Annotated in this window: 14 protein-coding genes; 11 read left to right on the top strand and 3 right to left on the bottom strand. The window is 66.2% G+C overall.

The annotated features are described in order from the left end of the window. Nucleotides 1-4 precede the first annotated feature (4 nt). The 7 genes from CR917_RS04865 to CR917_RS04835 all read left to right on the top strand — a co-directional run bounded on the left by CR917_RS04865 (nt 5) and on the right by CR917_RS04835 (nt 6,095). Entirely contained in the window at nt 5-1,168 is a 1,164-nt protein-coding gene (locus CR917_RS04865) for an alginate O-acetyltransferase (RefSeq protein ID WP_054914853.1), read from the top strand. A gap of 12 nt (nt 1,169-1,180) precedes the next feature. Continuing rightward, nucleotides 1,181-1,828, top strand: coding sequence for an alginate O-acetyltransferase AlgF (locus tag CR917_RS04860; protein WP_043860998.1), 648 nt, complete (start codon nt 1,181-1,183; stop codon nt 1,826-1,828). A 33-nt stretch (nt 1,829-1,861) separates the two neighbouring features. Next, the gene (locus CR917_RS04855) at nt 1,862-3,313 is read left to right on the top strand and encodes a mannose-1-phosphate guanylyltransferase/mannose-6-phosphate isomerase (protein WP_043860997.1); all 1,452 of its coding nucleotides are present in this window, start codon (nt 1,862-1,864) and stop codon (nt 3,311-3,313) included. Nucleotides 3,314-3,449: 136 nt separating this feature from the next. Beyond that, nucleotides 3,450-3,914, top strand: coding sequence for a hypothetical protein (locus CR917_RS04850; RefSeq protein WP_043860996.1), 465 nt, complete (start codon nt 3,450-3,452; stop codon nt 3,912-3,914). Nucleotides 3,915-3,990: 76 nt separating this feature from the next. After that, nucleotides 3,991-4,470: a thioredoxin family protein gene (locus tag CR917_RS27255; protein ID WP_158255577.1), complete on the top strand. Its 480-nt coding sequence runs from the start codon at nt 3,991-3,993 to the stop codon at nt 4,468-4,470. Then, nucleotides 4,361-5,185 (top strand): SDR family oxidoreductase, encoded by an 825-nt coding sequence (locus tag CR917_RS04840; protein ID WP_054914855.1) that lies wholly within the window; start codon nt 4,361-4,363, stop codon nt 5,183-5,185. Before CR917_RS27255 ends, CR917_RS04840 begins: the two co-directional genes overlap by 110 nt. Before the next feature lie 241 nt (nt 5,186-5,426). Next, nucleotides 5,427-6,095, top strand: a complete 669-nt coding sequence (locus CR917_RS04835; protein ID WP_052504232.1) for a TetR/AcrR family transcriptional regulator — start codon at nt 5,427-5,429, stop codon at nt 6,093-6,095. Here CR917_RS04835 and CR917_RS04830 read toward each other — a convergent pair. Together CR917_RS04830 and CR917_RS04825 are read right to left on the bottom strand one after the other, a co-directional pair. Further along, nucleotides 6,084-6,989 carry a CoA ester lyase gene (locus CR917_RS04830; protein ID WP_043860993.1) on the bottom strand — a complete coding sequence of 302 codons (906 nt, stop codon included), beginning with the start codon at nt 6,987-6,989 and terminating at the stop codon, nt 6,084-6,086. The genes CR917_RS04835 and CR917_RS04830 overlap by 12 nt on opposite strands. A 45-nt stretch (nt 6,990-7,034) precedes the next feature. Further along, on the bottom strand, nt 7,035-7,775 hold the full coding sequence (locus CR917_RS04825) for an SDR family NAD(P)-dependent oxidoreductase (RefSeq protein WP_104571964.1): 741 nt from the start codon (nt 7,773-7,775) through the stop codon (nt 7,035-7,037). Nucleotides 7,776-8,240: 465 nt separating this feature from the next. Here CR917_RS04825 and CR917_RS04820 point away from each other — a divergent pair, with 465 nt between their 5' ends. The 4 genes from CR917_RS04820 (at nt 8,241) to CR917_RS04805 (ending at nt 13,076) form a co-directional block, all read left to right on the top strand. Beyond that, on the top strand, nt 8,241-8,654 hold the full coding sequence (locus tag CR917_RS04820; RefSeq protein ID WP_043860990.1) for a thioesterase family protein: 414 nt from the start codon (nt 8,241-8,243) through the stop codon (nt 8,652-8,654). A gap of 71 nt (nt 8,655-8,725) precedes the next feature. Further along, nucleotides 8,726-9,868 (top strand): acyl-CoA dehydrogenase family protein, encoded by a 1,143-nt coding sequence (locus CR917_RS04815; protein ID WP_104571963.1) that lies wholly within the window; start codon nt 8,726-8,728, stop codon nt 9,866-9,868. A 114-nt stretch (nt 9,869-9,982) separates the two neighbouring features. Beyond that, nucleotides 9,983-11,344 carry a phenylacetate--CoA ligase PaaK gene (paaK, locus tag CR917_RS04810; protein WP_104571962.1) on the top strand — a complete coding sequence of 454 codons (1,362 nt, stop codon included), beginning with the start codon at nt 9,983-9,985 and terminating at the stop codon, nt 11,342-11,344. 40 nt (nt 11,345-11,384) lie between these two features. Further along, nucleotides 11,385-13,076 carry an alpha-keto acid decarboxylase family protein gene (locus tag CR917_RS04805; protein WP_043860987.1) on the top strand — a complete coding sequence of 564 codons (1,692 nt, stop codon included), beginning with the start codon at nt 11,385-11,387 and terminating at the stop codon, nt 13,074-13,076. 45 nt (nt 13,077-13,121) lie between these two features. Here CR917_RS04805 and CR917_RS04800 read toward each other — a convergent pair whose 3' ends face one another. Next, nucleotides 13,122-13,916, bottom strand: coding sequence for an SDR family NAD(P)-dependent oxidoreductase (locus CR917_RS04800; protein ID WP_043860986.1), 795 nt, complete (start codon nt 13,914-13,916; stop codon nt 13,122-13,124). Between the last annotated feature and the right edge of the window lie 71 nt (nt 13,917-13,987).

Raw genomic sequence — 13,987 nt, 5'->3', positions numbered from 1 at the left:
GACCATGACCCGATCATTACGCAAACTCTACGCCGTGCTGTTCATGGCCCTGCTGCTGGGCCTGGGCATCTGGTCGCTGGGGGGCCTGGGCAGTTTCCAGCGCACCGCGCAGATGTCCCTGCTCGACGGCAAGCTGGCCAAGGCCGCCGAAACCCACTACGACGCGCAGTTCCCGATCAAGCGCCTGGGCACCAACCTCTGGGCGGCGCTGGACTTCAAACTGTTCAACGAAGGCCGCCCGGGTGTGGTGCTGGGCCGCGAGCAATGGCTGTTCAGCGATGAAGAGTTCAAGCCGGTGGCCGGCAGCGAACAGTTCGAGGCCGAGAACCTCGCACTGATCCGCGGCGTGCGCGACACCCTCAAGCAGCACGGTGTGCAACTGGTGCTGGCGATCATTCCGGCCAAGGCCCGCCTGTACCCGGAGTACATCGGTGAGCAGACGCCCGCCAGCCTGCATGCCGACCTGTACAACCAGTTCCATGCCAAGGCGCGCCAGGCCGGCGTGTTCGCCCCGGACCTGCTCGGCCCGCTGCAGGCGGCCAAGGCCCAGGGCCAGGTGTTCCTGCGCACCGACACCCACTGGACACCACTGGGCGCCGAGGTGGTGGCACGCCACCTGGCCGAAGCCGTGGCCCGCCAGACCCTGCTCAGCGGCACGCCGCAGCAGTTCGTCACCGAAGCCAAAGCCGCCACACCGTACAAGGGCGACCTCACCAACTTCCTGCCGCTGGACCCGTTGTTCAGCCACCTGCTGCCGGCCCCGGACAGCCTGCAGCAACGCACCACCCGCCCTGCCCGGGCCCAGGACCAGGCCGACAGCGACGACGCGCTGTTTGCCGACAACGAGATCCCCGTGGCGCTGATCGGCACCAGCTACAGCGCCAACCCGCACTGGAACTTCCTCGGTGCGTTGCAGCAGGCGCTGCGCAGCGACGTGGTCAATTACGCCGAGGACGGCCATGGCCCGCTGCTGCCGATGCTCAAGTACCTGCAGACCGACGCCTTCAAGACCAGCGCCCCACAGGTGCTGGTATGGGAGTTCCCGGAACGTTATCTGCCAATGAAAAACGACCTCAGCGCCTTCGATCCGCAGTGGATCGCCCAGCTGAAGCAAACCCGTACCGCCAATCAAGACATGGCCCTGTCGTCCAATCGGACGCAACACTGAGAGGAACTGCACATGACCACCAAGCACCGCATTGCCAAAGCATTCGCCCTGACCGCCGGCATGAGCCTGCTCTCGCTGCAGGCCTGGGCCGGCGCCGACGCCGCACTGTATGGCCCCAGCGCGCCCAAGGGCTCGACCTTCGTGCGCCTGTACAACGCCGGCAACCAGCCGGTGGCCGCCAGTGTCGGCAACACCCAGATCAGCGAAGTGGCCGCCCAGGGCAGCAGCGATTTCAGCTTCATGCCCCAGGGCGACTACAGCGCCAAGGTCGGCAGCCAGACCGTACCGGTCAAGCTGGCGGGCGATCACTACTACACCCTGGTCAACCACGGCAGCGGCCAGCCGCAACTGGTCGAGGAACCGCCGTTCAAGAACAAGCAGAAATCCCTGGTACGCGTGCAGAACCTGAGCGACCAGGCCCTGACCCTGAAGACCGCCGATGGCAAGACCGAAGTGGTCAAGCCGGTGGCGGCCAAGGCGCGCGGCGAGCGCGAGATCAACCCGGTCAAGGTCAGCCTGGCGCTGTATGAAGGCGACAAGAAAGTCAGCGACCTCAAGCCCGTTGCGCTCGAACGTGGCGAAGCGGCCGTGCTGTATGTGACCGGCAGTGGCAGCAACCTGTCGCCGGTCTGGGTCAAGCGCCCTGTGTCCACCCGTTAATCAACTGCCCCTTTCAACGTTCGGAGATTACCCATGATTCCAGTCATCCTGTCCGGTGGTAGCGGCTCGCGTCTGTGGCCCCTGTCGCGCAAGCAATTCCCCAAGCAGTTCCTGGCCCTGACCGGTGAACACACGCTGTTCCAGCAAACCCTGTCGCGCCTGGTGTTCGACGGCATGGACGCGCCCATCGTGGTGTGCAACAAGGACCACCGTTTCATCGTCAACGAGCAGTTGGCCAACCTGAACCTGGACACCCAGGCGATCCTGATGGAGCCGTTCGGGCGCAACACCGCGCCGGCCGTGGCGCTCACGGCCATGAAACTGGTCAACGAAGGCCGCGACGAGCTGATGCTGGTGCTGCCGGCCGACCACGTGCTGGACGACCAGAAGGCCCTGCAACGCGCCCTGGCCCTGGCCACGGTGGCCGCCGAACGCGGCGAAATGGTGCTGTTCGGGGTGCCGGCGACCAAGCCGGAAACCGGCTACGGCTACATCAAGTCGAGCCAGGACGCCCTGCTGCCCGAAGGCATCAGCCGCGTGGCACAGTTCGTTGAAAAACCTGACGAAAAACGCGCCACCGAGTTCGTCAAAAGTGGCGGCTACTACTGGAACAGCGGCATGTTCCTGTTCCGCGCCAGCCGCTTCCTCGAAGAGCTGAAAAAGCACGACCCCGACATCTACGACACCTGCCTGCTGACCCTGGAGCGCAGCCTGGAAGACGGCGACAGCATCAGCATCGACGAGGCCACCTTCGCCTGCTGCCCGGACAACTCCATCGACTACGCGGTGATGGAAAAGACCCAGCGCGCCTGCGTGGTGCCGCTGAGTGCGGGCTGGAGCGACGTGGGCTGCTGGTCGTCGCTGTGGGACGTGCACGAGAAGGACACCAACGGCAACGTGACCAAGGGCGACGTGGTGGTGCAGGACAGCCACAACTGCATGATCCACGGCAACGGCAAGCTGGTATCGGTGATCGGCCTGGAGAACATCGTGGTGGTCGAGACCAAGGACGCCATGATGATCGCGCACAAGGACAAGGTTCAGGGGGTCAAGCAGATGGTCAACACCCTGGACGCCCAGGGCCGCAACGAAACCCAGAACCACTGCGAGGTGTACCGCCCGTGGGGCTCGTATGACTCGGTGGACATGGGCGGGCGCTTCCAGGTCAAGCACATCACGGTAAAACCCGGCGCCAGCCTGTCGCTGCAGATGCACCACCACCGTGCCGAGCACTGGATCGTGGTGTCGGGCACGGCCGAGGTGACGTGCGACGAGAACGTGTTCCTGCTGTGCGAGAACCAGTCCACGTACATCCCGATCGCCTCGGTGCACCGCCTGCGCAACCCGGGCAAGATCCCTCTGGAGATCATCGAGGTGCAGTCGGGCAGCTACCTGGGCGAGGACGACATCGAGCGTTTCGAAGACATCTACGGGCGCTCCACGCCAGTGGAGCGCGGGGTGTCGATCAAGACCATCGCGCAGTGATCTGAAGCCCGGAAGGCCCTTTCGCGGGTCAAGCCCGCTCCCACAACGGTCGCCATCGAACCTGTGGGAGCGGGCTTGACCCGCGATGCTTTTATCAGGGTAGGATGATCCTTCATCCGCACCCAAGGCGCCCTCCATGTTCATCGGTATCCTGCTCATCCTCACCTGGCTGGTCCTGCTGCTGCGCTACCCGGCCAAGGCCTTGCCGATCTCCATGGCCGCGCTGCTCGGCCTGGGCCTGGTGGGCCTGTGGGTGGTGTGGCTGGACAACCGCGAGGCCAGCCAGCTGGCCCGCCTGGAACTGCGCCTGGACTACGCCCCCGACGCCTGCCCGGCCGACCGGCCGCTGCGCGTACAGATAAAGAACGCCAACCGCGTGCCGCTGGTCGAGCTGCGCTGGCGCGTGGCCGCCTACGCCCCCGGCGACACCGTCAACCTGGCCGAGAACACCTACGCCGCACCGCGCTACCGCGGCCCCGGCGACCTGCAGCCCGAGGCCAGCTGGCACGACTGCCTGCCCCTGCCCCCCCTGCGCTCAGGCTACCGCCCGCAAACCCTGGAATTTCGTGCCGAGCACCTGCAGGGTGGCTTTGCCAACTAGTATTTTTGCCAGTTACCTGAGACACGCCAGCCGGGGTTGAATGGAGCGCACCGCAATTCTTGCAGGAGGCACCACCATGTCACTCAGGCCCGTGACCCGCCTCGACCAGCTCCAGGCGCTGCTCGACGATTGCACACGCCAACGCCCGGCCATGGTCATGGTGGGCTCGGCCAGTTGCCCGCCTTGCCGCACGATGCATCCCGATGTTGCACGGCTTGGCAGTCAACATCCTCAGGTCGACTTCCACTATTTCAACGTCGACCTGTTCGAGGATCACCCGCAAGAACCGGCCCTGACCTGCCTGTTCCAGAGCCTGTCGCTGCACTACCTGCCTTCACATATCCTGTTGCCCGTCGCCGGCCCCAACCTCGTGGTGTGCGCCACGAGCATCACCCGGCTGATCGACGCCCTGACCGAACACCACATTCTGAGGAGAGCCCCCTTCCATGCCCGTCGTCCTGATCACCGGTTGCTCCAGCGGCATCGGCCGCGCCCTCGCCGACAGCTTCAAGTCCGCCGGCTACGACGTGTGGGCGACTGCGCGCAAGGCCGATGACGTCGCCACGCTGATCAAGGCCGGCTTCAGCAGCCGCCAGCTGGACGTCAACGACGAGGACGCCCTGGTGCGCCTGGCCGACGCCATCGAAACGGCCCATGGCGGCCTCGACATCCTGATCAACAACGCCGGCTACGGCGCGATGGGGCCGCTGCTGGACGGCGGTGTCGAGGCCATGCAGCGCCAGTTCGAGACCAACGTGTTCGCACTGATCGGTGTGACCCGTGCACTGTTCCCCTTGCTGCGACGCAATCGCGGCCTGGTGGTGAACATCGGCAGCGTGTCGGGTGTGCTGGTCACCCCGTTCGCCGGCGCCTATTGCGCATCCAAGGCGGCGGTGCATGCGCTCAGCGATGCGCTGCGCCTGGAACTGGCGCCGTTCGGCATCGGCGTGATGGAAGTGCAGCCCGGCGCCATCGCCTCAAGCTTCGCCAGCAATGCCGGGCGCGAGGCCGAGCAGGTGCTGGCGCAAGACTCGCCGTGGTGGCCATTGCGCGAGCAGGTGCGCGCCCGCGCCCGCGCCTCGCAGGACAGACCGACCCCCGCCAGCGCGTTCGCCCAGGGCCTGCTCAAGGCCGTACAGCAGCGTACCCCGCCCGACCTGCTGCGCCTGGGCAACGGCAGCCGCGCCTTGCCGCTGCTGGCCGGCGTGCTGCCCAAACGGCTGCTGGAAAAGGTGCTGAAGAAACGTTTCGGCCTCGACCGCAGCCTGTGATCTGCCCGGTTTGCGGGGGCCTGCGCCGGCGATAGCTGACCCTATCGCTAACTATAAAGTGCACACCAGAGCATTTTCCAAAGCGTCTCCAAGGCCAAGAATCGCCCTCGTACTGGATCGGCTGCATTGCCACAGCGGCGGCGCGCTCCAGGCAATCAGGGAGAAATCTCCAAGGTCGGAGCACCGCTGCCTGCTGGCAGCCTTTCTCACAAATGCAATCAGGCCCTTTCTGGAGACATTCGTGAAACACCTTAACCTTCCGCGCAAGATCCCCACCCAGGCCCGCTCGCGGATGATGGTCGAAACCATCCTCACCTCCACCGCCAAGGTGGTGGTCAAGCATGGCTACCAGGGCACCAACACCAACCTGGTGGCCCAGCGCGCCGGGGTCAGCGTGGGCTCGGTCTATCAGTACTTCCCGAACAAGGATGCATTGATCGCGGCGTTGCATGAGCGCCATGCGCAGGCCATGAACCGGGTGATTCTGGAGGTCGCCGGCGCCCACGAGGTGGCCGACCTGCCGGCCCACCTCAGGCTGCTGGTGCAAGCCCTGCTGCACCTGCACCAGCAGGAACCGGAGCTGCACCGGCTGCTCGACACCGACCTGGCCAACCTGAGCCGCAGCGTCGACGACCTGCAGCACAAGGCCCGCATCACCCTGTCCATCGAGCGCCTGCTGGACCGCTGGCGGGCCACGCTGGCTCACAGCAACCTGCACCTGGCCGCCTGGCTGGCGGCGCAGGTGATCACCTCGATGGTCAAGGCCTACATCCTCGACTCGCCGCAGATGAGCCAGGCGCAGATCGAGGATGCGATCAGCAGCTCGCTGATCGGGCTGTTGTGCCTCCCGCCGGCCATGCCGCTGGCCACCGCCCGCGCCCGCGCGCAGCCGCACAGCTCAGCGGCGTAGCGCCTGGCGCGCCTGCAACTGCTCGTAACGCTCCAGCAAGCGCAGCGCCTGCAGGTAGCTGGGCACTTCCACCACCAGGCCATCGACTTCGGCACGCACGTTGCCGCCCTGGGCAGCCGCCTCGAACGCCGCCACCTGCCGGCGCGCCAGTTCGGCGTCCGCGTCAGCGGGGGTGAGGTAGCGATTGGCGACCGCCACGTGCGCCGGGTTGACCACACCCTTGGCCTGGTAGCCGATGGAGCGGGCGAACTGCATGTCGGCTTCGGCACCCTGCGCGTCGGCAAAGGTGTAGGGCGAGTCGATGGCCAGCACCCCCGCCGCCGCGCATTCGAGCAGAAAGCGCGAGCGCGGGTAATACAGCTCGGTGCCGGCGCGGCTGCGCCCGGCGCCCAGGTCGGCCACCATGTCCTCGGTGGCCACCAGCATCGCCTTGATACGCGGGCTGGCGGCGGCGATCTCGATGGCGCGCACCACGCCCAGCGCGGTCTCGATGTTCGGCACGATCAACGTGCTGCCGGCAGCGATGCCATGGCGCCCCTCAAGCTCGGTGATCAACTGGTCCAGCTCGATCATCTGTTCGCGGCGCTCGACCTTGGACATCATCACCACCTGCGGGCGGCCAGCCATCACTGCCGCCAGGTCCTCGTGGCCACAGGTTTCAAACGGGTTGATGCGCACCGCACTGACCCGCCCGCAGGCGCGCCAGCGCTGCAGGATATCCACCGCCAGTGCACGCGCCTCGGGGCGTCGCGCCGGTGGGGTGAAGTCCTCCAGCTCCTGCACCAGCACGTCGCCATCGCCGTCGAGTGCCGCCAGCAACGCGCGCTCGTCGGCGCCGGGAATGAAGAAAAAGGTGCGGCAAAGCGCCAGTGGGTTGTCCTTGGAAACTGCCATGGTTGACGTCCTGTACAGAGAAGAAAAGGAAGAAAAGAAAGCGCCTCAGAGCATCGCCAGGCCGCCGTCCACGGCGATGGTGGTGCCGCTGACGAACGAGGCCTTGCCCGACAGCAGCCAGGCGATCACCTCGGCGGCTTCCTCGGCACGGCCCTCGCGGCGCAAGGCGGTCATGCCGTGCAGCTGTTCGAGCTTGCCGGCGACGCGCGTGGTGTCATCGAGCATCGGCGTGCGGATCACCGCCGGGGCGACGCAATTGACCGTCAGCCCGCGCGGGCCCAGTTCGCGCGCCAGGCCCTTGCTCAGGGTGATTACCGCGCCCTTGCTGGTGGCGTAGCCGAGCGTGCCGGCCAGGCCGCCGCCGCGAATGCCGGCGACGCTGGCCACGGTGCAGATATGCCCGCCGGCGCGCATCAAGGGCACGCTGTGCTGCACCACGCTGAAGGTGGCAAGCAGGTTGACCTCCAGCAACTGGCGCAGGCGCGCCACGCTCAGGTCGTCGAATGCCGTGGTGTCGACCACCCCGGCGCAGGTGGCCAGGCCATCGATGCGCCCGCGCCACCGGGCGATTTCGGCGAACACCGCGGCCACTGCCTGTTCATCGCACAGGTCCAGGGCGAACGGCCGATGGCCTGGGCCCAGCGCATGCAGGGTGCGATCCAGGCCGCCTTCGTCACGGTCCAGGCACGCCACCTGAAAACCCTCCCGTGCCAGCTGCAGGGCGGTCGCCGCGCCAATACCGCTGGCCGCACCGGTGACCACCGCCACCTTGTGTTGATTGGTCATGAACACTGCACTCCCTGAATGGCGATACAGGGCCGCTACAACAACGGCGCCTGAGTGGCGGCCATGCTAAAAGAATGCCTGCCGAACAACTACTCGCATTAAAAACCCCACACACAAGAGCCGTGCCCGTGTACCCGCCGTGGATTGCTCGCATTGCCAGGAATATTAAATATTCATGACCAAAGTTCGTTGTCGGCGGCGAAATGCGAGCAATTCAACGCCACCCTCAAGGCCGCCCCCACAAACGAACCATGGCGTACAACCAGCAGCCAGCAACCCCACGGCAGACAAGCGTTGCAGCGCGAAATCGAGTTTTACGCAAACAAACGCGAGTAGCCTTGCAAGTTCAACTTGCCTAGCATTTGAAACAACTTGAAACCCACTTTCAAGGGACCGAAAAAGTTGCCGAGAAGTTTCAAGAACATTTCGCCAACTTCAAACAGAACAAACAAAAGGAAGTGCACCATGAGCCAGAAAGGCTTTGAGACCGTCATTGAAATCAAATACCGCGACACCGACTCGATGGGCCATGTAAGCAGCCCCATCTATTATGACTACATGCAACATGCCTACCTCTGCTACATGCACCACCTGCTGCAACTGCCAAAGAGCGAAAAACTGCCGCACATCATGGTGCGCAGCGAGTGCGACTACCTCAAGCAGGCCATGTACGGCGAAACCCTGGTGGTCAGCAGCGCCGTGGTGAAATTCGGCACCAAGAGCTTCGAGATCGAGCACACCATGCGCCGCCAGGACGATACCCACGAGGTGGTGGCCAGGGCCAAGTCGTACCACGTGATGTTCGACTACGACAAACAGGCCACCGTGCCTGTGCCCCAGGCATTCAAGGATCAGGTCCTGGCTTTCCAGGAAGGCTGAGCCGGCGCTCAGGGACGAACCGTTCGCCGACGCTCAGGCGCCCCGGCGAACCGACTGCAAAGGTACGCTCAATGAAACTCTCCTGGACTCCACAGCAGCTCGCGCTGCTGTCGACCTACCGCGCCATCGGCGTGGAACTGGCCGAGGCGCGGCGCAGCGCCGCCCCCGGTTTCGATCACTACGGCTGGCAGCGCCTGTGCGACGCGGGCCTGTGGAAGCTGGTCATCCCGCTCGAATACGGCGGCCTGGGTGAAGACTGGTGGGGCTTCAGTGCCGCGCTGGAAGGCCTGGCCTCGTCGATCCGCACGCCCGAGCTGCTGCTGTCGGTGATTGCCCAGGCCGGCATGGTCCGTGCCCTGATGCTCTACGGCAGCGACGCCCAGAAGGACCGCTACCTGAGCGCGATCCTGGCCGGCGCGCTGAGCGCCACCGGCATCGCCGAACCGGGCACCGGCACCGACGTGCGCAGTATCCACAGCCTGCTGACCCCGTGCGCGGACGGCTACCGGCTGACCGGCAGCAAGTTCAACATCGCCCATGCACCGGTGGCCGACTTCCTGCTGATCGTGACCCGCCTGGCCACCGACTCCAAGCACAACATCGCCCTGGTGATCATCGACAAGGACACCCCCGGCCTGACCCGTGGCGAGCCGGACGACAAGCTGGGCAACAAGCACCTGCCCACCGGCCCGCTGCACTTCGACAACCTGCCGGTGCCGGCCGAACAGGTACTGGGCGAGCCGGGCCGCGGCCTGCAGCAACTGATCAGGATCATCTCGCTGGGGCGTGCGTACTACGGCCTGGTAGCGGCCAACCTGCCCACGCCGTTCCTGGCCGAGGCCATGCACTACGCGGCCAACCGCCAGAGCTTCAACAGCGCCATCGACACCCACCAGTACGTGCAGAAGCGCCTGGTGGACATCGCCATGGGCATGGAGCGCAACCGCTGGATGGTGTACGCCGCGCTCGACCAGCTGCTGGGCAACGACCCCCAGGCGCTGATGAGCTGCTCGATCGCCAAGCTCGGCGCCGCGCAGGACTTCATCCACAGCGCCATCAGCCTGCTCAAGCTGTATGGCAGCCTGGGCTACCACGAAGGCGACATCGCCACCCTGGTCAAGGACGCGCTGGGCTTTGCCAGCGTGGGCGGCACCGAAGAGATGCACCAGAAGAACATCTTCAACCAGCTGCTGCGCCTGACCCAGGCCGACTGATCCCGCAGCGCCCGCCCCTGCCACCTGCGCGCCCGGCCCCACCCGGCGCGCGGGCATGGCAGCGCGAGCGTGGGCGCCCTTGACCACTCCCCTTCCTGGTAGAGAACAGACCCGATGCCGATCGAATCGACTTTACTGCACGCAAGCCCTGTCGCCGCCCTGGCCCCGGTGCCCTTCGCCCAACCGTTCGATGACCACCTGGAACAGGCCGGCCTCGACGAGTTGCGCCAGCACCAGTTGCTGCGCCTGCGCCAGACCCTGCTGCATGCCTATACCCATGTGGCCTGGTACCGCGAGCAGTTCCATGCACTGGACGTGCACCCCTACGACCTCAAGCACCTCGACGACCTGGCGCACTTCCCGCTGACCAGCAAGGCACAGTTGCGCGACCACTACCCCTTTGGCCTGTTTGCCGTGCCGATGGACCAGGTGCTGCGCCTGCATGCCTCCAGCGGCACCACCGGCCAGCCCACCGTGGTCGGCTACACGCGCAACGATATCGACGTGTGGGCCTCGCTGGTGGCGCGCTCGATCCGCGCTGCGGGCGGGCGGCGCGGCGACCGCATCCATATCGCCTATGGCTACGGCCTGTTCACCGGCGGCCTGGGCGCACACTACGGCGCCGAGAAACTCGGCTGCACGGTGATCCCGATGTCGGGCGGGCAGACCGCACGCCAGGTGCAGCTGCTCAAGGACTTCCAGCCGGACATCATCATGGTGACGCCGTCCTACATGCTCAACATCGCCGAAGAGATCGAACGCCAGGGCATCGACCCGCAGTCGCTGTCGCTGCGCGCCGGGATCTTCGGCGCCGAGCCGTGGGGCGGACAGATGCGCGGCGAGCTGGAACAGCGCCTGGGCATCAAGGCCCTGGACATCTACGGCCTGTCGGAAGTGATGGGCCCGGGGGTGGCCATGGAGCACCTCGACACCCAGGACGGCTCGACACTCTGGGAAGACCACTTCTACCCCGAGATCATCGACCCGGTCACCGGCGCGGTGCTGCCCGACGGGCAGTTCGGCGAACTGGTGCTGACCACCCTGAGCAAGGAAGCGCTACCGATGGTGCGCTACCGCACCCGCGACCTCACCCGCCTGTTGCCCGGCAACGGTCGCGCCATGCGCCGCATCGACCGCATCACCGGGCGCAGCGACGACATGCTGATCATCCGCGGGGTCAACGTGTTCCCCAGCCAGATCGAGGAGCAACTGCTCAAGCTGCTGATGTTCAGCCCGGTGTACCAGCTGCATGTCAGCCGCCAGGGCAACCTCGACGTGCTGGCCGTCCACGTCGAGCTGCGCCCGGAACACAGCGGCCTGAGCGCCCAGCAGCAACAGGCCGCCTGCCAGCAGCTGAGCCACCAGATCAAGGTGCACGTGGGCATCAGCACCCACATCCAGCTGCACCCGTGCCACACCCTCAAGCGTTCCGAAGGCAAGGCCGGCAACGTCATCGACCTGCGCCGCCAGCCCTAGCGGCGCACCCTCTCTCAAGGATCACGAGGCTCCCCTACTCATGGACATGACCATTGGCGATTTTCTGCTGCGCCGCCTTCAGGAATTCGGCATCCGCCACCTGTTCGGCGTGCCCGGCGACTACAACCTGACCCTGCTCGAACAGGTCGAGGCGCTGCCCACGCTCGACTTCATCGGCAACTGCAACGAACTCAACGCGGCCTACGCGGCCGACGGCTACGCCCGCACCCAGGGCTTCGGCGCGGTGCTGACCACCTACGGGGTGGGCGACCTCAGTGCACTCAACGGCATCGCCGGCGCCTATGCCGAGCGGGTGCCGGTGATCATGGTGTCGGGCATGCCGCCGCTGCACGCGATCATCGACCGGGCCCTGATGCACCACACCCTGGGCGACGGCAACTACGACAACATCATGGTGACCCTGCGCCAGTTCACTGTGGCCCAGGCGCGCATCACCGTGGAAAACGCCGCCATGGAAATCGACCGCGTATTGCAGACCTGCTACCGCGAACGCCGCCCGGTGTACCTGCAACTGCCCAGCGACCTGGCCACCCTGCCGATCGAGGTGCCCGACACGCCGCTGCAACTGAGCGAGCCGCGCAGCGAGCCGGGGCAACTGCAGGCGGTGGTACGGGCGCTGGTGGCACGCCTGGATGCCGCCAGCTCGCCGGTGCTGCTGGTGGACATGGACGTGGCGCGCTTTGGCCTGGTGCCCCAGGTGCTCGAGCTGATCGAGCGCTTCGACCTGCCCTTCGCCTGCCTGCCGCCGGCCAAGGCCATGCTGCCCGAGTCGCACCCGCTGTTCCTCGGCACCTACGCCGGTGCCGGCTCCGCGCCCGGCGTGCGTGCGGCACTGGAGCAATCCGACTGCGTGATCAGCCTTGGCGCACGCTTCACCGACACCAGCACCGCGCTGTTCTCCCACAGTTTCATGGACGGCGCGCTGATCCAGTTGCACGCCTACGCGGCCTCGATCGCCAGGCAGCACTACACCGCCGTGAGCCTGGGCCAGGTGCTCCAGGCGCTGGGCCAACAGGCGCTGGCACGCGAGCGCCGCGCCCAGCGCATCCCGCCGTTCAGTGCCAGCCCGGCGTTCGCCGCGCTGTCGGGCAAGCCGCTGAGCCAGCTGCGCTTCTGGCAGCGCATCGGCCACCTGATCGAAGCCGACGACCTGGTCATCGCCGAAAGCGGTACCTCGTCGGCGGGCATCAGCGGCCTGCGCCTGCCGACCGGGGCAACCTGCATCACCCAGCCGATCTGGGGTTCGATCGGCTACACCCTGCCCGCGCTGCTGGGCAGCCTGCTGGCCGCACCGACACGCCGCCAACTGCTGTTCATCGGCGACGGCTCGTTGCAGATGACCGTGCAGGAGCTGTCGACGATTCTGGCGCACAACCTCAAGCCGGTGATCTTCCTGATCAACAACGATGGCTACACCATCGAACGGCTGATCCTGGGCGAGCATGCCAGCTACAACGACGTGAACCCCTGGCGCTATGCGCAACTGGCCAGCGTGCTGGACACCCGCGAGCGCTCGCGCAGCTTCACCGTGCACACCGAGGACCAGCTCGAAGATGCGCTGGCCCAGGCCGCACAGGCCGACACGCTGGTGTTCATCGAAGTGGTGATGGAACGCATGGACGCGCCCGAATCGCTCAAGCGCTTTGCCCGGCTGTTCGCCGAGTTCGACTACGGGCTGCAACCGGCCAGCCTGCCGGCGATTGCCGGCTGAAGGCCGCGCCCGGGCGAGTCGCTCGCCCGGGCGCGGCAGGGTGCATCAGGCGATGGAACGAACCACGCCGCCATCCACGCGCAGGGCTGCGCCGGTGGTGGCGCTGGCCTGGCGCGAGGCCAGGTAGACCACCATGTTGGCGACCTCCTCGACCGTGGCCAGGCGCTTGATGACCGAGCTGGGGCGGTGCTCGGCAATGAACCGGGCCTCCAGCGTCTCGCTGTCCACCCCCTGCTCCCTGGCCATCTGGCTGAAGTAGCCGCCCACGCCTTCGGAGCGGGTCGGGCCCGGCAGCACCGCATTGACGGTCACGCCGGTACCGGCCAGGGTCTCGGCCAGCCCGCGGGAAATCGCCAGCAGGGCGGTCTTGGTGGTGCCGTAATGCACCATCTCGGTCGGGATCTGCAGCGCCGATTCACTCGACAGGAACAGCACCCGGCCCCACTCGCGCGTGGCCATGCCCTTGGCGTAATGGCGCGACAGGCGCACCGCGCTCATCACGTTGACCTCGAAGAAGCGCTGCCAGTCCTCGTCGCTGATCTCGAAGAAGCCCTTGGGCTCGAAGATGCCCAGGTTGTTGACCAGGATGTCGGTTTCCGGCTCCTTGGCAAACAGGATGTCCGCCCCCTCGGCCGTGCCCAGGTCGGCCGCAATGCCCTTGACCTTGGCCCCCGGCAACTTGCGCTGGATCTGTTCGACGGCGCGCGTGACACGGGCCTTGGTGCGCCCGTTGACCACCACCTCGGCACCGGCCTCGGCCAGCCCGTGGGCAATGGCAAAGCCGATACCGGCGGTGGAGCCGCTGACGATCGCACGCTTGCCGTGCAAGGAAATATTCATACCTGCGTCCTTTTCTGGATGACATGTGAACCCCGGCGCGGCGCCGGCCGTGCCGGGGCACGGCCGGCGCA

It is taken from the genome of Pseudomonas sp. BRM28 (genome assembly GCF_002939405.1).
GTDB classification, from domain to species: Bacteria; Pseudomonadota; Gammaproteobacteria; order Pseudomonadales; family Pseudomonadaceae; genus Aquipseudomonas; species Aquipseudomonas palmensis.
Note: the sequence above shows the minus strand (reverse complement) of the source record. Positions and strands in the feature narration are given on the sequence as shown.